We start from the raw sequence: 19,489 nt of genomic DNA, 5'->3' as shown, positions 1-19,489 counted from the left end.
TTGCCGTAGGCAATTTTTAATGGATTTTTGCGCGTGACTGTGAAGGTACTGAACAGTTACGATGGATAAATAAAATGGAAAAAACAGACAATTCTTATATAGCGATTGACCTGGAGACAACAGGGTTAAATCCCAAAACCGAGCGGATCATCGAGATTGGCGCGGCGCGGGTGGAAGATGGAACCGTGGTGCAGACGTATTCGACGTTTGTCAACCCGGAGCGGGAACTGGATGCGCGCATCCGGGAGCTGACGGGAATCTGTGACGATGATTTGAAGGATGCGCCGGTGCTGGATACAGTTTTGCCGGAACTTCTGGCATTCTGCGGGGAGCTGCCGCTTCTGGGGCATCATGTTATCTTTGATTTCAGCTTTCTCAAGCGGGCGGCGGTCAACCGGAAGTATACATTTGAGCATGCGGGGCTTGATACCTTGAAAATCTGCCGCCATTTTATGCCAGAGGAGGAAAAAAAGAATCTGGCAGCCGCGTGTCGGTATTTTGCGGTGGATCCGGGCGAGAGCCATCGGGCGCTTTCGGATGCGCTGGCGGCGCACCATCTGTATCAGGAGCTTAAAAACAGGTATTTTCTGGAAGTGCCGGAGGTGTTTGCACCGCAGCCTTTGATTTACAAGGTAAAACGCGAACAGCCCGCGTCAAAAAAGCAAAAAGAAGTCTTGCGGGAATTACTAAAATATCATAGAATAAATTTATCTGCGCAGATTGATTCGCTTTCGAAAAATGAGATTTCGAGACTTACGGATCAGATTATCGCGCAGCATGGCAGAATGCAGAAGAGGTGAGAGATATGTTTAAATTTTCAAATCAGAAAACACGCCAGATCGTATCAGCGGTTGTTATTATAATCGTAGTAGTAGCGATGGTAGCGGGAACCATTTTGGCAGGTCTTATGATGTAAAGGTTCGGTAGATGATGAAAAAAAGAAATTGGATGGCAGGCGTATGCGGTGCGGCAGTGATGGGACTGCTTATAGCCGGTACGGGCACCGCGTCAGCGGGGACGATTCCCACGGGTTTTCAGGTCGGTGGGTTTGATCTTTCCGGGATGACGCGGGAAGAGGCGGATCAGACGATTGAAAAATCCATCGGGGAGATGGAAAATCAGACCATTTCGATCCGGGTAGAAGGTCATGAGGTTCAGACGAAGGCGGCGGAGCTGGGATTTTCCTGGGTCAACCAGAACGAGATTGATGAGGAAGTGGAGAAACTCTCCGGCGGAAATCTTCTGCGCCGGTATCTGAATCAGAAGGAATTAGAGCAGTCCGGTGTGGATCTGCAGATTGAGACAGCGGTCGATGAAGCGAAGGTTGCCGAGTTTGTGCAGACCCGGTGCGCGGAATTTACGACAGCGCCGCAGGACGCCGTGATCACGCATGAAAATGGAGTCTTTCAGGTCAGCCAGTCTTCGGCGGGACAGGAAGTGGACATAGATGCGACGACAAAAGCACTGAATGAGGCGCTCGCGGGCGGTCTTTCGGAACCGGTTTCGGTGGATGCAACAGTCAAAAATGCAGAGCCGACCCGCACGACAGAGGCATTATCTACGATTCAGGATGCACTTGGAACATTCAGTACCGGATTCAACCCGGGAAATGTGTCGCGTTCCAAGAATCTGCGGAACGGTGCGGCGAAGATCAACGGCACGGTTCTGATGCCGGGAGAAGAATTTTCGGCTTATACATGGCTGACCCCATTTACGGTGGAAAATGGCTATGCATCGGCAGGTTCCTATGCGAACGGTCAGGTAGTCGATACGGTCGGCGGTGGCGCCTGCCAGATCTGCACGACGCTCTACAATGCAGCGCTTCTGGCGGAGATGGATATCACCCAGCGCCAGAATCATTCGATGATTGTTACTTACGTTCCGGCATCGCAGGATTCGGCGATCGCGGGTACTTATAAGGACCTGAAATTTAAAAATCCATACGATACCCCGATCTATATGGAAGGGGCAGTGAACGGCGGAACTATTTCATTTACGATATATGGAAAAGAGACACGGCCGGCAAACCGGACGATCAAATACGTTTCGGAGACACTGTCGAAGAAGGATCCGGGCGAGCCGATCACAAAGGTGGACGCATCTTTGAAGCCGGGTGCGAGGGTGAAGGAACAGTCGGCGCACTATGGGCTGCAGTCACGGCTCTGGAAATACGTCTACGTGGACGGCGTGGAGACGGAGAAAACCTTGCTGCAGACGGATACCTATATGGCATCGAAGGCAATCTACCGTGTAGGTCCGGCCGTTGCAGCTGCGGCACCGGCGGTTCCGGCTGGACCGCAGCCTGAGACACCACAGCCGGAAAATCCGGTTCCGGCACCGACGGAATCACCGGCAGCACAGGAGCCGACTCCGGCACAGCCGCAGGGACCAGCCGGTCCGGCGCAGGAAGCAGCGCCGCCGATGGAGTGATAGCTTATATCGGATCATATATAGTGATGGTATGAGAGCAGAGATTTGTGGTAACATGGCGTGGTAAACGCAGAAAATTACTGTACTTGAATGTGAAGCTGGGAAAGGAATCAGAATGAACATAAAAGATGAAATTTTCGAGGCATACGGGGAGATGAAAGCCGAGCAGGATCTTCTGGCGGTCGGTTACACCGCGCTTCTTGGTACCTCGATGGCGGCAAAAAGCGGCGAGGCGGCGCTTTTGAACCGATTTTCTGCACGGTATGTGAGAGAATGCCAGAATCTCTATGAGAAATGGAATCCGTCTCCGCTTCTGGAGGCATTTGCTGCACATAAAGAGCGGAAAGTGCTGACCTGTCTCGGCGCATCTGCGTGGTATCCAGCGGGCGGGGGCGGCGTCATGGCAGCGCTGTGGCATTTTTTTGATGGATTCGGACTCGGATTTGAGATGGATCTTAGGAAACTTCCGATCCGCCAGGAGACGGTGGAGGTCTGCGAGGTATTTGACCTCAATCCATACCGTTTACAGTCGCAGGGCTGCATTTTGCTGACAGCGCCGAGCGGTCCGAAACTGCTAAAGAATCTGGAGAGAGAGGGCATTCCGGCGGCGCTCATCGGTCGGACGCGCACCGCGATCGGACGTGAGATTTACAGCGGCGAAGTACATAGCTTTCTTGACCGGCCAAAACCGGATGAGATAGATAAAATGAAAGACTTACCAAAATCCCATTAACAGGAGGTAGTAAAGTGAGAGAGAGAATTTTAGCGGTCATTGAAAAAAACAGCCGCATCAGCGTCAAAGAGCTGGCGGATTTACTCGGGGAGAATGAAGCTGCGGTCGCGGCGGAGATCGCCGAAATGGAAAATGAACATATCATCTGCGGTTACCATACCCTGATTAACTGGGATAATACAGATGAGGAGAAGGTCATTGCACTGATCGAAGTAAAGGTAACGCCGCAGCGCGAGATGGGCTTTGACAAGATTGCCGAGAGAATCTATCAGTACAGCGAGGTGACTTCGGTATACCTGATGTCCGGCGGCTATGATTTTACCGTTATGATCGAGGCGAAAACCATGCGTGCAGTTGCACAGTTCGTGGCAGAAAAGCTTTCCACGATCGATTCTGTGCTGAGTACCGCGACCCATTTTATTCTTAAAAAATACAAAGACCATGGTACCGTTCTCTGCGACGGTCCTCAGGATGAAAGGATGTTGATTGTTCCGTGAGAAACCCATTATCAGATACGATTGTAAATATTCCGCCGTCCGGAATCCGGAAGTTTTTTGACGTTGTCAGCGAGATGAAGGGCGCGATCTCCCTGGGCGTGGGCGAACCGGATTTTGATACACCGTGGCATATCCGCGAGGAGGGCATTTATTCGCTGGAAAAAGGACGTACCTTCTATACGTCGAACTCTGGTTTAAAGGAACTGCGCCAGGAGATCAGCCATTATCTGAAACGTCGTCAGCGCCTTGAGTATGATCCGAATACAGAAGTGATGGTAACGGTCGGCGGCAGCGAGGCGATTGATATCGCCCTGCGTGCGATGCTAAATCCGGGCGATGAGGTTCTGATTCCGCAGCCGAGTTACGTTTCCTATGTGCCGTGTACGGTGCTGGCGGGCGGTACGCCGGTCATTATCGAGCTGGAGGAGAAGGATGAGTTTCGTCTGACGCCGGAGAAGCTGCTGGAGAAAATCACACCGAAAACAAAGGTGCTGATTCTTCCATTCCCGAACAATCCAACGGGCGCGATCATGAACCGCACCGATCTGGAGGCGATCGCGAAGGTGATTGAGGAGAAGGATCTGTTTGTGCTGAGTGATGAAATTTATTCCGAGCTGACCTACAGCGGCAAGCACGTTTCCATCGCGGAGATTTCCGGGATGCGTGACCGCACGGTGCTGATCAACGGATTTTCCAAGGCATATGCGATGACCGGGTGGCGTCTCGGCTATGCGGCGGCTCCAGCGCTTATCTTAAAACAGATGCTGAAAATCCATCAGTTTGCGATTATGTGTGCGCCGACCACCAGCCAGTATGCAGCGGTTGACGCCCTGCGGAATGGCGATGAGGACATTGCCCGCATGAAGAAAGCCTACGATGAGCGCCGCCGCTATCTTTTGAGAGAGTTCCGGGGGCTCGGCATGGACTGTTTCGAGCCGTATGGAGCATTTTATATGTTCCCGTGCATCAAACGGTTTGGCATGACCTCGGATGAATTCGCAAACCGCCTGTTACAGGAAGAGAAGCTGGCGCTTGTGCCGGGCACCGCGTTTGGAGACTGCGGCGAGGGCTATCTGCGTGTTTCCTATGCGTATTCGCTGGAGGATCTGCAGAAGGCGATCGAGCGCATCAAGCGGTTTGTGGCACGGCTGGATGGAGAGAAGAAATGTTAAATATTGTACTCTATGAACCGGAGATGCCGATGAATACAGGAAATATAGGACGAAGCTGCGTGGCAACGAACACGCGGCTTCATCTGATCGAGCCTCTCGGTTTTAAATTGAATGATAAAATGGTAAAAAGAGCGGGTCTTGATTACTGGCCACATCTGGACGTGACAGTTTACAGCGATTTTAAAGATTTTCTGGAGAAGAATCCGGGCGCGCGCCCGTATATGGCGACCACGAAGACGACGCAGGTGTATACGGACGTTCACTACGATCCGGACTGCTATATCATGTTCGGACCGGAAAGCCGCGGCATCCCGGAAGAACTCCTGATCGAAGACCCGGAGCGCTGCGTCCGCATCCCGATGTGGGGTGAGACGCGTTCTCTGAATCTGTCAAACTCGGTGGCGATCATTCTGTATGAGGCGCTGCGGCAGAATGGGTTTGAGAAGATGAATACGGAGGGGCATCTGCATCACCTCCAGTGGAAATAAGGTGGATTCTGTCCCACACGTGCGTCATCAACGTCTCAGATGAAACAGGAATTAGTGGCACCAAGTCCCACAGGCACTGATATTTCCGTCGCATTCGGCGTCGGAGTCAGTGCCATTTTTATTGTTGTCCGGCAGGTGGACGCCGCAGGATGGTCCGTTATTTCCGCTCCGGTCAAAGTGAAGCATTCCGTTTAAGAAGTCTTCGATGCGGTCTTTAGGAGCGCCTTTGGCGCCGCCGAGAACCTGAATGCTGGTTTCGCGCAGGGCGATCATCATCGGGATCGGAAGGGCGTCGCAGAGGAGAACGGCAGTATTTTCTTTTTTCAGAAACTCGACCAGCGCGCCGGGATCGTTTGCATAGGTCTGTTTCACGGTTTTGGTGGAAATAATCTCATCGTCAACTACATCAAAAATTAAAAATTCTTTCACCTGAGCCAGGTGGGAGCAGATTTCTCCGTTTTCATAAGGGACTGCAATTTTCATGAGTGACCTCCTTTTTTAGAGATAGTATAGCGCTTAGAATTGAAAAATCAATATAAATGTATATGTTATTTATGAAAAAATATATAATAGACATATATGTAGGTGGCTTGTATGGATGAAGTAAATATTGAGAAGAATGAAAAGAAGGATGCGTTACTGATAGCAATCGAAGAAGGAAGAACGATTGTAAAAGATCCAAATGCACCGAGATATTCCAGTATGGAAGACTTAAAAGCGGCATTGGAAGTATAATATCTTTGATAGAAAAAGAGAGCCAGCAGAATGCACTTCTGTTGACTCTTTTTTACAATTATGATTTGAAGCAGCAAGCCCCTTAATCCGACTTAACTTCTTTCCACAAACTATTATAAAGCTCGTCCGCCTCATCCCCAAGATACCGGTAAACCTCGCAGTTTTTCAGCTGCTTCGCATCTGGGAAGACGGCTTTGTTGTTCTGGATTTCTTTGTCCAGCATTTCCTTGGCTGCCTTGTTTGGCGTCGCGTAGGTAATGTACTCAAAGTTTTTGACTGCGACATCCGGGCGGCAGAGAAAATTGATCCATTTTTCTGCGTTTTCCTTATTTTTCGCATTTTTCGGAACTACCCAGGAATCGAGCCAGACGTTGGTTCCCTCTTCCGGGATCACATATTCCAGAGAGAATGGGAGGTTCTGTGCGGCTACCTCATCCTGGATGTACATGATCTCGCCGGAGTAGATGACGCCGATGGCTGCCTCGCCGCCGATCATCTTGTCACGCACCTGATCGATGACGTAAGCCTGTATGAGCGGTTTCTGGTCAATCAGATCCTGCTTTGCCTGCTGGAGTTCGGTTTCGTCGGTCGAGTTGGCAGAGAAGCCGTCTTTTTTGAGCGCTACCATGAAGGCATCGCGGACGCTGTCCTGCATCAGGATCTCGCCTTTATAAGCCGGATTCCAGAGATCGGACCATTTGGCCGGAACTGGAAGTCCTTTTTCTTCGATGAGCTTCGTATTATAAAGAATACCGACGGTTCCCCAGGTGTATGGCACGGAATATTTGTTTTCCGGGTCGAACTGCTTGGACATTTCCATGTACTGCGGGTCAATGTTTTTGACATTTGGAATATTGTCAAAGTTGAGTTCGGCAAGCAGGTCATTTTCCTTCATTTTCTGAATCATGTAGTCGGATGGGCAGACTACATCGTAGTTGACGCCGCCGGCTTCGATGACCGGATACATTTCTTCCAGTGTCTCAAATACGTCGTAGGTAACCTTGATTCCGGTTTCCTGTTCAAATTCCTCAATCAGGTCTGGATCAATATATTCGCCTGCATTGTAGACGTACAGTTCGTTTGAATGAGTTGTGGTGTAGCGGCTGTAGGTGCTGACACCAACGACAAGCAGAATCAGCGTGCAGGCAAGTCCCAGAACGCCGTTCTTGATCTGGTTGTTGCGTTTGCGGCGCTTGATGGTCTCTGTGTCAATCACAGTCGCATTGCCGGTGGATTTTTTCTCCGGGGCAAAGTTGGTGATTACCAGGAGCACCAGGACTGCCACGAAAATCAGCGTGGACAGGGCGTACATCGTCGGCTGGATGCCTCGGCGCACCTGGCTGTAGATCAGGGTGGATAAGGTATCCATACCGGCACCTCTTGTAAAGTGCGTAATGATAAAATCATCGAGGGACATCGTAAATGCCATCAAAAAGCCGGAGAGGATACCTGGGACGATGTCTGGAAATACGACCTTGAAGAAGGCATATAGTGGGCTGGCACCGAGATCCAGAGCGGCTTCGTAGGTGTACCGGTTCGTCTGCTTGAGTTTCGGCATGACACTTAATATCACATATGGAATGTTAAATGTGATATGCGCGATCAGCACGGTTTTAAATCCGAGAGAGATACCGAACGCGATAAATGCCAGCATCAGGGAGATACCGGTTACGATATCGGAGTTCAGCATCGGGATGTTGTTGATTCCCATGACGATGGTGCGCGGAATCCGTTTCATGCTGTTGATGCCGATGGCGGCGATCGTGCCGATGACGGTCGCGATCAGAGCCGACGCAAACGCGATGAGCAGCGTATTGTTTAAGGCATTCATGATGGCGGAATCCTGGAACATCTGCGTATACCAGCGGGTGGTAAAACCGCCCCAGACGGTTCTCGATTTTGTGTTGTTAAAGGACAAAACGATCATGGTCACGATCGGGATGTATAAAAAGAGCAGGATGAGCGCCAGGTAAAAGTCCTGGAAAAACAGTTTTAAGCGGTTATGTTTCATCAGAACGCATTGCCCTCCCCTTCTTTATCGTATTTGGCGATGAGCGCCATACTCAGTAAAATGAAAATCATCAGAACCAGCGAGAGACCGGAACCTAAGTGCCAGTTGCTTCCCTTGGTGAACTCCTGCTCGATGACATTTCCGATGAGCAGGATCTTGCTGCCGCCTAAGAGACTGGAAATAACGAAGGTTGTCAGCGCCGGGACAAATACCATGGTAATGCCGCTGATGATGCCCGGGATGCTGAGCGGAATCCAGATGTGAATGAGTGTCTGGAAATTGTTTGCACCCAGGTCTTTGGCGGCGTTGATGGTATTGTCGTCGATCTTTGCCAGCACATTATAAATCGGGAGAATCATGAAAGGCAGGAAGTTGTATACCATACCCAGAATGATCGCCCACGGGGTATTGATGATGGCAATATTTGGCAGATGGAGAAAGGAAAGAATGCCGTTGATAACGCCATTTTTCTCCAGGAGCGTCTGCCACGCGAGGGTGCGGAGCAGGAAATTCATCCACATCGGAAGGATGAAGACGAATACCATGAAGCTGCCTGCCCCAATGCCGCGGCGGCGCAGCACCAAAGCCAGCGGATAGGACAAAAGCAGGCAGATGGCGGTCGCAGCCAGAGACAGACCCAGGGATAAGAGCAGCGCCTTCATATGCTCCGGTGTCGTGATGGAACAGACATTTGCCAGTGTAAATGCCCCGCTTTTGGTTGTCAGACCGTAGTATACGATCAGCAGGAGCGGGATGATGGTAAAACCGATCATCCAGAGAATATAAGGACCGGCGAAGAGCCGTTTCACGTTTGATTTCATGCTAAGTCCGACTCCTTTCTATTCATTGACGCCCACAGCTTCCTCGTCCTCTGACGCCGGCTTGTTCATGATCTGGATGTCAAACGGGTCTACATGGATGCCGACCTTCTCGCCGACCGGGAACATATCCGTGCTGTGAACCAGCCATTCATAGCCGTCCGGTGTGGTGACTTCCATCTCATAGTGGACGCCCTTGAAAATCAGGTGGGTGACAATGCCCTGCAGCGTGCCTTCCTCCGGTTTTACGAGGTCGATGTCCTCCGGGCGGATGACAACGTCTACCGGTTGGTTTGTTCCGAATCCCTTATCGACGCAGGCAAATTTCGCACCGAAGATTTCAACCAGCTCGTCGTGGATCATCAGACCGTCCACAATGTTGCTCTCGCCGATGAAGTCGGCAACGAATGCGTTTTCCGGCTCGTTGTAGATCTGTTCCGGGGAACCCATCTGCTGGATATAACCCTGGTTCATGACAACGATGGTATCGGACATCGTCAATGCCTCTTCCTGATCGTGGGTAACATAGATAAAAGTGATGCCTAACTCATTTTTCAGACGGATCAGCTCATACTGCATGTCCTGTCGCAGTTTTAAATCTAGGGCACCGAGCGGCTCATCGAGAAGCAGGACCTTTGGCTCGTTGACAATCGCACGCGCAATGGCGATACGCTGCTGCTGACCGCCGCTCAAAGAGTCAATGCTGCGATGCTCAAAGCCGTTTAGGTTTACAAGCTTTAAAGCGTACTTAATTTTGTCATCAATATATGCTTTTGATTTATTCTTAATTTTTAGCCCAAATGCGATATTATCTGCGATGCTCATATGCGGAAACAGTGCGTATTTCTGGAATACGGTGTTTAGCTGGCGCTTGTTTGGCGGAAGTTTGGTGATGTCTTCGCCGCCGAAAATTACTTTTCCTGTATTTGGGGATTCAAATCCGCCGATGATGCGGAGCGTGGTCGTCTTGCCGCAGCCGCTGGGACCTAAGAGCGTTACAAAGGAATTTTCCTTTACTGAAAGGCTCAAGTCATCCAGGACCAGGGTGTCGTCAAAGCGTTTCGAGATATGCTGTAAATCGATTAATGGCTGGCTCATGCGTTTCCTCCGTAAATAGTAAAATAATGTGTAGTATTAGAAACTTGGCGGCGAGCTGACCCAGAGGATCGTCGCGCCGGAGCGGCTTTCAAGGTAATGCGTCTTGTCGCTCGTATAGTAAAAAGATTCGCCCTTTTTGGCTTTGTACGTCCGGTTCCCCAGATGAATCAGGATGCTGCCGGAAAGAACGTAGCCAAATTCCTCACCCTCATGCGGGCTGTCCGGATAGGTGGAGCCGCCGACACCGAGTGTCAGGCGGATCGGTTCCATCGTGTTCTTCTGGGCGTTCGGGATGATCCACTGAATCTCATTTTTCAGTTCCGGATCTTCCTTGATAAAATAGTCGTTTTTTTCAAATACAATCTGCTCTTCCGGAGCCTCGTTGAAAAACTCCCCTATGGTTGTGCCGAGACACTGGAGAATATCCATCAAAGTAGCGATGGACGGGGAGGTCAGATCGCGCTCTACCTGGGAGATAAATCCCTTCGAAAGCTCTGCGCGGTCAGCCAGCTCTTCCTGCGTCAGACCCTTTAAAATTCGCAGTTCCTTTAATTTTCCTCCTATACTCAACAGAGGGAACCTCCTTTCCTGGTTTCATAGGAAATTGCGTCCTATGAAACAAAAAACGCTCCACGAGGATGCGCTAGGGCACATTCTTTTTTATAAAAACTGGGTGGGAAAACCATCCGTCCGGCGTTTTTTAGAAACATGCAAAAGTAAGATGAAAGTTTAGAAATTCTAAAATGAATGTAAAATTAATCTTTTTGTTTAGAAATAATAAACTTGCTTCCGAGTATCTATTATACAGAATGTGGGGAAGGTGTCAAGGAAAAAAACGGGAAAATCCGGGGGTTCTCAAATTGTGTGAAAAAAGAGTGCAAAAATGGCGGTATGATGATAAAATAGGGGCAGATAATTTGATAGAAACCGTTATAACGGTTCTGGGGGATCAAAGGAGGAACATTTCATGCAGGATAAGTATATGGCATATGTGGGTTCTTACTCATACAACGGTCAGGCAAAGGGAATTACCGTGTATGATGTGGATGTAAAAAAGGGAAAATTTATCTACCGGTGCGAGGTGGAAGTGGACAACTCTTCCTATTTAACTGTTTCACATGACGGGCGGATGCTCTATTCCATCGCGGATGAGGGCGTTGTGGCGTTCCGGATTCTGGAAAACGGCGCACTCAGCCGTGTGAACAGCGCAAATATCAAGGCGATGCGCGGCTGCCATATTGCGACCGATGCGGAGGACAAGTTTATCTTCGTATCCGGCTATCATGACGGCAAGGAGACGGTGGTCCGCCTGAAACCGGACGGTTCTATCGGGGAAGTGACCGACGGCGTTTACCACAAGGGACTTGGAAGCGTGGCAGAGCGCACGTTCCGCCCGCATGTGAGCTGTGCGGAGCGCACGCCGGATGGCAGATTCCTGCTGGTAGCCGATCTGGGAATTGACCAGGTCAAGATTTACAGGTTTGATGGCGAGAAGGGAACCCTTTCATTGGTGGACGCGATCCGCTGTGATTTGGAATCTGGTCCGAGACATTTCATGTTCAGCAAGGATGGAAAATTCTTGTATTTGATGTATGAAATCAAAAATGTGATTGATGTATACACGTATGAAACGGGCGATCGTGTGCCGAAGATCGAGAAGATCCAGACGATCCCATCGACCGCACCGGAGCGCACTAGCCAGCTGACTGCAGCGTGCACGATCCGGATGTCCGAGGACGAGACACATCTGTTCTGCAGCAATGCGGGCGATAATTCAGTCAGTGTCTACGAGCGTGATGCACAGACGGGGCTTTTGAAGCTGCTCTGCTGTCTTCCGATCAGTGGAGATTACCCGAAGGATATCGCGATTTTTCCGGATGGAAACCATCTGGCGTCGATCAACCACGGCAGTAACAGCATTTCTTTCTTCCAGGTGGAATATAAGGAGAAACTGCTGGTGATGAGCGGACGCAGTATTTCGGTGAATGAGCCAAACTGCTGTGTGATTACAAAGGTACCTACGAGAGGAAAGAAAGCAGACTAAATGGCAGAAGGAGTTAATAGCGAGAATGGCAGGATCAACATACGGAAAAATACTGACAATGACAACGTGGGGCGAATCCCACGGCGCAGGCGTGGGCGTGGTCGTAGATGGCTGTCCGGCGGGGCTTGCGCTTTGTGAGGAAGACGTTCAACGTTATCTGGACCGCCGCAAACCGGGGCAGAGCCGTTTTACGACGAAGCGCAGCGAGAGCGATACGGTGGAGATCCTGTCAGGCGTTTTTGAAGGGCGGACGACGGGCACGCCGATCTCGATGTTGGTGCGGAACCAGGATCAGCATTCGAAGGATTACAGTGAGATCGCCAGTTATTACCGTCCCGGACATGCGGATTATACCTTCGATGAAAAATACGGTTTCCGGGATTATCGGGGCGGCGGACGTTCTTCGGGACGCGAGACGATCGGACGCGTGGCAGCAGGCGCTATCGCGGCAAAGCTGCTGGAATCCTTGAACATTCAGGTAAAAGCATACACGAAAGCGATCGGACCGGTGGAAGTGGCGCCGGATCGGTTTGATCTGGCGGAATGTGAAAAGAATAAGCTGTATATGCCGGATGCTGCCGCAGCCGCAGAGGCAGAGCAGTATCTGGAAAGGAAGATGGCGGAGAAAGATTCTGCTGGCGGTATCGTGGAATGCGTGATTGCCGGTCTTCCGGCAGGGCTTGGTGAACCGGTTTTTGATAAATTTAATGCGAACCTGGCAAAGGCAATCTGCTCGATCGGTGCTGTTAAAGGCTTCGAGATCGGAGAGGGTTTCCATGCGGCGCAGATGGCAGGAAGCGAGAACAACGACGCATTTGTCATGGATCCGGATGGAAGCATCGGCAAGGCGACGAACCATGCAGGTGGCATTTTAGGCGGTATGACGGATGGAAGCGAAGTTGTGTTCCGTGCGGCATTTAAACCGACCCCGTCAATTGCCGCAGAGCAGAGAACCGTCAATAAGAGCGGCGAGGAGATCGGTATCAGCATCAAGGGACGCCATGATCCGATCATTGTGCCGAGAGCGGTTGTCGTGGTTGAGGCGATGGCGGCATTTGCGGCGGCGGATATGCTGCTGGGCGGCATGACGGCGAGGCTGGATCGGATTCAGGAGTTTTACCGGAAGTAAGGGAATGTAAATAAAAATTTTGGAAAAGCTGCGGCGGGCTCAGCCTGTTTGGTCCGCGGCTTTTTCTGGCATTAAATCAGGAGGCAGCAGGATGAGTGCAACAGGAATTTCAAAAGAAATAGAGACAGCAGGACAGTTAGAGGAGCTGCGCCAGGAGGTACGGATTGCCGCAGAGGAACTTCTCAGTGCGGCAAATATGAAGCCGGGACAGATTTTGGTGGTCGGATGCTCGTCCAGCGAGATTGCATCGCATAAGATCGGTTCCTATTCCAGTGCCGAGATCGGAAAAGCGGTGTTTGAGGAGCTGTATGCAGTTACCAAGTCGCAAGGGCTTTATCTGGCGGCACAGTGCTGTGAACATCTGAACCGGGCGCTGATTGTGGAAGAAGAAGCGGCGGAAAAATATGGTCTGGAGATGGTAAACGTCGTGCCGCAGCTAAAAGCAGGCGGTTCCTTTGCAACGGCAGCCTATGCGGGATTTGAACATCCGACAGCCGTAGAGCGGATTCAGGCACACGCGGGCATCGATATCGGAGACACTTTCATCGGTATGCACCTGCGCCCGGTTGCAGTTCCGGTGCGGACCTCGATCCGTGCGATCGGCGGCGCCCATGTGACGTGTGCGAGAACGAGGCTGAAATATATTGGCGGAGAGCGGGCGCATTATCTGGATGCGAAATAAAGAAAATGAGGAGTACAAAAAAACGTGGAAATCAGGAAAAATGATGAATTTGAACTGACAATCGAAGATATGAGCGAAGATGGAGCCGGGATCGGAAAGCAGGACGGTTATATCTGGTTTGTAAAAGATGCCGTGATCGGGGATCGGATCCGGGCGCGGGCGATGAAAATGAAGAAAAATTACGGCTTTGCCCGTCTGATGGAGGTGCTGGAAGCATCCAAAGACCGTGTGATGCCGGAATGCCCGGTCGCAAGACAGTGCGGCGGCTGCCAGCTTCAGATGATGAGTTATGAGGCGCAGCTTCATTTTAAGGAGCGCAAGGTCTACAATAACCTGCGCCGGATCGGCGGGATGGAGAACCTGCGGCTGCCGGAGCGGGCGGATGAAGTGAGTGTGCCTGAGAATGTATCTGAAAGAAATACATCCGAAAGGATGGAGACAACCGATGCGGGGGTGAAAGCAGAGAACGTGTCGGGGAAAAGTGCCGGGGAAGGTGTGGATAAAACTATCACCATGGAGCCGATCCTGGGGATGGAGCACCCGTGGCGCTACCGCAACAAGGCACAGTTTCCGTTTGGACGCGATAAGGATGGAAGAATCATTGCCGGATTTTACGCGGGACGCACCCACCATATTGTGGAAGCGGAGGATTGCCTGCTGGGTGTCGAAGAAAATGCGGTAATTCTGGATATTATCAAGAAAATCATGGAAGAATACCAGATTGCGCCATATGACGAGGAGACGCATAAGGGTCTGATTCGCCATGCATTGATTCGGAAGGGATTTTCAAACGGCGAGCTGATGGTCTGTCTCGTCATCAATGGAAAGAAGCTGCCGCACGCGGATATTTTTGTGGAACGCTTAAAAGAAGTCCCTGGCATGACCAGTATTTCCTACAACATCAATCAGGAAAAAACAAACGTGATTCTTGGTGCGGAGCTTGTAAACTTATACGGACCGGGTTATATCACAGATAAAATCGGAAATGTATCGTACCAGATTTCGCCGCTTTCTTTCTATCAGGTCAATCCGGTGCAGACGGAAAAACTCTATGGAACGGCGCTGGAATACGCGGGGCTGACCGGTGGGGAGACTGTATGGGATCTGTACTGCGGAATCGGAACCATTTCCCTGTTTCTGGCGCAGAAAGCGAAGAAAGTGTACGGTGTAGAGATCGTCCCTCCGGCGATCGAGGATGCCCGCCGGAACGCGGCATTAAATGGCATGGAAAATGTCGAGTTTTTCGTCGGAAAAGCTGAAGAGGTACTTCCAAGGGAGTATGAAAAAAATCAGGTCTATGCCGATGTCATCGTCGTCGATCCGCCGCGCAAAGGCTGTGACAGCGTCTGCCTCGACACGATCGTCCGGATGCAGCCAAAGCGGGTAGTCTATGTCAGCTGCGATTCCGCCACATTGGCGCGCGATGTGAAGTATCTGGATGAAAGAGGATACGCGGTGGAGCGCGTGAGATGCTGTGATATGTTCGGGATGAGCGGGCATGTGGAGACGGTAGCTTTATTAACTAAAAAGATAGCGACAAGAGAAGTGTAAAATTCAGGGTATCCTGCGTGCGTATATCGCACAGGGCGAGGTGCTTCCGGTCGCGACGCATTCCTTTGGTTTCATCGGAATTTTTGCCATCCCGGAGATTGGCTTTAACCAGCCGAAGGGAATGCTTTATAAGACGGAGAATCCATTTGCCTGAACAATAAAAAGAATATTTGCTGATTTCTCATGAACGTGATACACTTATAGATAAGCTGTATCGGCTGTCGATCACGACCGTTTCGGCGGTGTGAAAATGAGAAATTCCGGCACCGGAGGCTTTCAGAGTCACGATCATGCGACCGTGCGAAAGTTCCGGTGCCTTTTTATTTCAAAGGAAAGTGCGCCCTGATGAAAGCGGCAGAGAATATTTTGAGCGGTATTTGAGAAAGGAAACAGGAGATGGATGACAAAAAAATAGCCGTACTGATCGATGCGGAAAATGTGTCCGGCAAGTATATCAAGCTGATTTTAGATGAGGTCAGCAATTATGGAAGTGCGACATACAAGCGCCTTTACGGCGATTTTCAGACGCCGAGCGTGCGGGCGTGGATGAAGAACCTGCGCGACTATGCGATCACGCCGGTTTTCCAGTACAATTATACGCAGGGGAAAAATGCCTCCGATTCGGCGCTGATCATCGATGCGATGGATATTTTATATTCGGGCAATGTGGATGGCTTCTGTATCGTCACCTCGGACAGTGATTTTACGAAGCTGGTGCTGCGCCTGCGTGAGTCAGGCATGACGGTGATCGGCATGGGAGAGCGCAAGACGCCGAATGCATTTGTTTCGGCGTGTGAGACATTTAAATTCCTGGATATTTTATTAAACGATGAAAATCCGTCGCAGAATCCGTCCCTGCCGCAGACGCGCAAGGAGAGTGAGGCGGATGGTTCCAGAAAAGAGGCAGAGAAAGAAAGCGATCCGAATGCAGTCAGCAATATTCCGAACATGGAGGAGATGGAGAAAGAGATTATCTCGATCATCAATACACATGCGGACGATGACGGATGGGTGGATTTATCGGAGCTGGGAGACAATCTTCCAAAGCGTGTGCCGGGATTTGACCCGCGAAATTATAAATGCACGAAGTTGAAGCAGTTTATCGAGCTGTTTGATTCCGTTGAGGTTCGGTCAGCGCGCAATCCGCACAATAAGATTCTGTCGATCATCTATGTGCGTGTCAAACAGAAAGAAGAAAAGCCGGTACTTTCCAAGGTACGGCGCGGCGGAAAACGAAAGAAGGATGCGGACGCGGAAGAATAGTAAGCATATGCGGTTCGTATGAGAATAAAAAGTTGCAGAAGCGGCTGTGATTCGTATGAGGCTGGAAGAATGCAGCAGTGGTTGTAGTGTTGTGTCAGCTGTTACAAAGACAGACTGTAAATTGAAAAGTGAAGGATAGAAGATAGGAGAGACAGGAACATGACAAAGGAAGAGCTTGCATTAGAGGTAATTGACCGCCTGAAAAAAGAATATCCGGATGCGGGTTGTACGCTGGACTACAATCAGGCGTGGAAGCTGCTGGTCAGTGTCCGTCTGGCGGCGCAGTGTACCGATGCGCGTGTCAATGTGGTAGTCAAGGGATTGTTTGAGAAATATCCAAATGTGGCGGCATTGGCGGATGCCCCGGTGGAAGACATCGAGGCGATTGTGAAGCCGTGCGGTCTGGGACACAGCAAGGCGCGGGACATCAGCGCCTGTATGAAGGTGCTGCGCGACGAGTACGGCGGGCATGTGCCGGATGATTTTAACGCTCTGTTAAAGCTTCCGGGAGTCGGCAGAAAGAGTGCCAACCTCATTATGGGGGATGTGTTTGGAAAACCGGCGATCGTCACGGATACGCACTGCATCCGCCTGGTAAACCGGATAGGGCTGGTGGAAGGAATCAAGGACCCGAAGCGCGTGGAAATGGCACTCTGGAAGCTGATTCCACCGGAGGAGGGCAGCGATTTCTGCCACCGCCTGGTGTATCACGGGCGTGAAGTCTGTACGGCGCGGACGAAGCCGTACTGTGACAAGTGCTGTCTGCAGGATATCTGCGCGAAGGCAGGCGTGGAGTAGAAAGTCTGAAAAAGTCATGGAAACAGATGCAGATAGGAAAAGGATGACAGGAGGCAGAAAAATGGACGAAGAACGGCAGGAGACAGCGGATTGGCGTATCGTCTGGCAGATGTTTTTTCCGTGCGTCATCAGCGATTTAATCGGCGGATGTGTGGAGGCGCTGGGACATCTGGAGGGAAATGTGGGAAGAACCGTGTCGTCGTTTCTTACATTTGCTGTGATTTATCCATTTTACTGGCGGAGGATCCAGAAAAAGAAAGAGAACAGGCGCATAGCAGAGGCAGACGGGATGAAAGAGCAGGTCTCTCCACAGATAAAGACGACAAAGGAAGAAAAATGTGGATATTTCTGGGAAAAAGTGCCGGATGTGTGGAAAATCCTGCTGGGGGCAGCTGCGTTCAGTGCTGTGTTTAACATGATTTTCTGGGCATTAGAAAAAAAGGAGATTTTCCTGGGAGTGCTGCATATTGCAGTGCAAAAGGTTCGGATGACTGGGCAGGTAGCTGAAGCGGTGTCTCTGTGTTTGAAAATGCCTCAGGGGGATATGCTTGCGGCAGCTCTGGGAAAAGGTGCGTCGGAGGGCACCGCCGCTTTATTTTCCGGCGCCCTGTGGCAGCAGTTCTTTCTCATGGGCATTGCCGCCCCACTTTCCGAAGAACTGCTGTTTCGCGGCATTATATTTGAGCGCCTGCGTATGGCGCTCCCATTTTTCTGGGCGGCACTTGGGTCGGCGGCATTTTTCGGGTTGGTGCATGGAAACTGGGCGCAGGGGATTTATGCGGCGCTCATGGGACTTATACTGGCGTGGCTGTATGAAAAAAAGAACCGTCTGTGGGAACCTGTGTTATTTCACAGTGCAGCAAATTTGACGGCGATGCTGATGCGGGGGCTTCTCTGGCACTGGTGAGGACATAAAAATATAAACAATTTTGAGAACGCAGGATTGTGTTTGCTCGAAGAAAGGACAGGAGGAGATATTAAGATGCTTTCATTTGCAAGCGATTATACAGAAGGCGCCTGCGAGGAGATACTCCAGAAGCTGGCGGAGACGAACCGGGAGAGTCTGCCGGGATATGGCATGGACCGGTACAGCCAGAGTGCTGCCAGAAAAATACAGGAGGCGACCGGATGCCCGGAGGCGGAGGTTTATTTTCTGGTGGGCGGTACCCAGACGAATGCGGTTGTGATCAGCAGTATTCTTGCACCGTATGAGGGAGTAGTGGCAGCGCAGACAGGGCACGTGAGTATTCATGAAGCCGGGGCGATCGAGTACACCGGGCATAAGGTGTTACAGCTTCCGGAAAAGGATGGGAAGATTGATCCGGCGGATCTGCAGGAATATCTGCAAAATTTCGAGGCGGATGGAAACCACAATCACATGGTGTTTCCGGGAATGGTGTATATTTCCCAGCCGACGGAATACGGAACCTTATACAGCCGGAAGGAGCTGCAGGCGCTTTCGGAGATCTGCCGTTCGTATGAAATCCCGCTCTATCTGGACGGGGCGCGTCTTGGATATGGTCTGGCGGGAGAAGGAAATGACCTGAGTCTTTCGGAGATCGCGCATCTGTGTGATGTATTTTATATCGGCGGCACGAAGGTGGGCGCATTCTGCGGAGAGGCAGTTGTATTTGGTGAGAAGAAGAATGTCCCGGCGCATTTTATTACCCGGATCAAGCAGCAGGGCGCGCTGATGGCAAAGGGACGCCTGCTGGGAATCCAGTTTGATGTGCTGTTTACTGACGGGCTGTATGAGCGCCTGGGACGCCATGCGGTAGAGATGGCGGTGGCTTTAAAGAAGGGATTAAAACAGCGTGGTTATACGTTTTTCCGTGAGTCTCCGACCAACCAGCAGTTTGTGATTCTGGAAAATGACCGGATGGAGCAGATTGAAAAAGAGGTTTCCGTGAGCTTCTGGGAGCGGTATGACGAGGATCACACCGTTGTCCGCTTTGCGACGAGCTGGGCGACCAGAGAGGCGGATCTGGAACATTTGTGGGAGATTCTGGATCGGATTGAGGCAGAAAGAGAGAAGTAGAG

At 50.9% G+C, this 19,489-nt stretch carries 20 protein-coding genes; 15 read left to right on the top strand and 5 right to left on the bottom strand.

What is annotated here, in order from left to right:
* Positions 1-74 precede the first annotated feature (74 nt).
* From DWV73_RS11125 to trmL, 6 genes are all read left to right on the top strand, one after another.
* On the top strand, positions 75-800 hold the full coding sequence (locus DWV73_RS11125; protein ID WP_022358853.1) for a 3'-5' exonuclease: 726 nt from the start codon (positions 75-77) through the stop codon (positions 798-800).
* Between the two features lie 127 nt (positions 801-927).
* Entirely contained in the window at positions 928-2,430 is a 1,503-nt protein-coding gene (locus tag DWV73_RS11120; protein WP_242995802.1) for a VanW family protein, read from the top strand.
* A gap of 115 nt (positions 2,431-2,545) precedes the next feature.
* Entirely contained in the window at positions 2,546-3,163 is a 618-nt protein-coding gene (locus DWV73_RS11115; protein ID WP_242995801.1) for an AIR synthase-related protein, read from the top strand.
* 14 nt (positions 3,164-3,177) lie between these two features.
* Positions 3,178-3,660, top strand: coding sequence for an Lrp/AsnC family transcriptional regulator (locus DWV73_RS11110; protein WP_022358850.1), 483 nt, complete (start codon positions 3,178-3,180; stop codon positions 3,658-3,660).
* Complete coding sequence (locus DWV73_RS11105; RefSeq protein ID WP_117796727.1) at positions 3,657-4,832, top strand: aminotransferase class I/II-fold pyridoxal phosphate-dependent enzyme; 1,176 nt, start codon at positions 3,657-3,659, stop codon at positions 4,830-4,832. Before DWV73_RS11110 ends, DWV73_RS11105 begins: the two co-directional genes overlap by 4 nt.
* Positions 4,826-5,320: a tRNA (uridine(34)/cytosine(34)/5-carboxymethylaminomethyluridine(34)-2'-O)-methyltransferase TrmL gene (gene trmL / locus DWV73_RS11100; RefSeq protein ID WP_022358848.1), complete on the top strand. Its 495-nt coding sequence runs from the start codon at positions 4,826-4,828 to the stop codon at positions 5,318-5,320. Before DWV73_RS11105 ends, trmL begins: the two co-directional genes overlap by 7 nt.
* Positions 5,321-5,371: 51 nt before the next feature.
* Here the strand turns inward: trmL and DWV73_RS11095 are convergent, their stop codons facing one another.
* Positions 5,372-5,803 (bottom strand): NifB/NifX family molybdenum-iron cluster-binding protein, encoded by a 432-nt coding sequence (locus DWV73_RS11095; RefSeq protein WP_117796726.1) that lies wholly within the window; start codon positions 5,801-5,803, stop codon positions 5,372-5,374.
* A 111-nt stretch (positions 5,804-5,914) separates the two neighbouring features.
* Between DWV73_RS11095 and DWV73_RS12775 the strand changes: the two genes are divergently transcribed.
* Positions 5,915-6,055 carry a hypothetical protein gene (locus tag DWV73_RS12775; RefSeq protein WP_181986255.1) on the top strand — a complete coding sequence of 47 codons (141 nt, stop codon included), beginning with the start codon at positions 5,915-5,917 and terminating at the stop codon, positions 6,053-6,055.
* A gap of 82 nt (positions 6,056-6,137) precedes the next feature.
* On the opposite strand, the gene DWV73_RS11085 is transcribed toward DWV73_RS12775, so the two are convergent.
* The 4 genes from DWV73_RS11085 to DWV73_RS11070 are packed head-to-tail and all read right to left on the bottom strand — an operon-like array spanning position 6,138 to position 10,552.
* Positions 6,138-8,066: an extracellular solute-binding protein gene (locus DWV73_RS11085; protein WP_117796725.1), complete on the bottom strand. Its 1,929-nt coding sequence runs from the start codon at positions 8,064-8,066 to the stop codon at positions 6,138-6,140.
* Complete coding sequence (locus tag DWV73_RS11080) at positions 8,066-8,887, bottom strand: ABC transporter permease (protein ID WP_022358845.1); 822 nt, start codon at positions 8,885-8,887, stop codon at positions 8,066-8,068. Before DWV73_RS11080 ends, DWV73_RS11085 begins: the two co-directional genes overlap by 1 nt.
* 18 nt (positions 8,888-8,905) lie before the next feature.
* On the bottom strand, positions 8,906-9,982 hold the full coding sequence (gene potA / locus DWV73_RS11075) for a spermidine/putrescine ABC transporter ATP-binding protein (protein ID WP_107001835.1): 1,077 nt from the start codon (positions 9,980-9,982) through the stop codon (positions 8,906-8,908).
* 36 nt (positions 9,983-10,018) lie between these two features.
* Positions 10,019-10,552 (bottom strand): helix-turn-helix domain-containing protein, encoded by a 534-nt coding sequence (locus tag DWV73_RS11070; protein WP_107001836.1) that lies wholly within the window; start codon positions 10,550-10,552, stop codon positions 10,019-10,021.
* A 397-nt stretch (positions 10,553-10,949) separates the two neighbouring features.
* Between DWV73_RS11070 and DWV73_RS11065 the strand changes: the two genes are divergently transcribed.
* The 8 genes from DWV73_RS11065 (at position 10,950) to DWV73_RS11030 (ending at position 19,487) form a co-directional block, all read left to right on the top strand.
* Positions 10,950-12,026, top strand: coding sequence for a lactonase family protein (locus tag DWV73_RS11065; protein WP_107001837.1), 1,077 nt, complete (start codon positions 10,950-10,952; stop codon positions 12,024-12,026).
* 25 nt (positions 12,027-12,051) lie between these two features.
* The gene (aroC, locus tag DWV73_RS11060; RefSeq protein ID WP_117796724.1) at positions 12,052-13,155 is read left to right on the top strand and encodes a chorismate synthase; all 1,104 of its coding nucleotides are present in this window, start codon (positions 12,052-12,054) and stop codon (positions 13,153-13,155) included.
* Positions 13,156-13,246: 91 nt separating this feature from the next.
* Positions 13,247-13,837 carry a TIGR01440 family protein gene (locus tag DWV73_RS11055; protein ID WP_022358840.1) on the top strand — a complete coding sequence of 197 codons (591 nt, stop codon included), beginning with the start codon at positions 13,247-13,249 and terminating at the stop codon, positions 13,835-13,837.
* A 30-nt stretch (positions 13,838-13,867) separates the two neighbouring features.
* The gene (gene rlmD / locus DWV73_RS11050) at positions 13,868-15,388 is read left to right on the top strand and encodes a 23S rRNA (uracil(1939)-C(5))-methyltransferase RlmD (protein ID WP_117796758.1); all 1,521 of its coding nucleotides are present in this window, start codon (positions 13,868-13,870) and stop codon (positions 15,386-15,388) included.
* A gap of 396 nt (positions 15,389-15,784) precedes the next feature.
* Positions 15,785-16,651 (top strand): NYN domain-containing protein, encoded by an 867-nt coding sequence (locus DWV73_RS11045; protein WP_022358838.1) that lies wholly within the window; start codon positions 15,785-15,787, stop codon positions 16,649-16,651.
* 159 nt (positions 16,652-16,810) lie between these two features.
* The gene (gene nth / locus DWV73_RS11040) at positions 16,811-17,449 is read left to right on the top strand and encodes an endonuclease III (RefSeq protein ID WP_117796723.1); all 639 of its coding nucleotides are present in this window, start codon (positions 16,811-16,813) and stop codon (positions 17,447-17,449) included.
* Positions 17,450-17,510: 61 nt separating this feature from the next.
* The gene (locus DWV73_RS11035; RefSeq protein ID WP_181986254.1) at positions 17,511-18,356 is read left to right on the top strand and encodes a CPBP family intramembrane glutamic endopeptidase; all 846 of its coding nucleotides are present in this window, start codon (positions 17,511-17,513) and stop codon (positions 18,354-18,356) included.
* Between the two features lie 75 nt (positions 18,357-18,431).
* On the top strand, positions 18,432-19,487 hold the full coding sequence (locus DWV73_RS11030; protein ID WP_117796721.1) for an aminotransferase class I/II-fold pyridoxal phosphate-dependent enzyme: 1,056 nt from the start codon (positions 18,432-18,434) through the stop codon (positions 19,485-19,487).
* Positions 19,488-19,489 lie beyond the last annotated feature (2 nt).

Origin of the sequence: Clostridium sp. AF12-41 (genome assembly GCF_003461685.1) — a bacterium.
Lineage (GTDB): Bacteria > Bacillota > Clostridia > Lachnospirales > Lachnospiraceae > Otoolea > Otoolea fessa.
The sequence above is the reverse complement of the archived record's forward strand: the minus strand, read 5'-3'. Positions and strand labels throughout refer to the sequence as shown.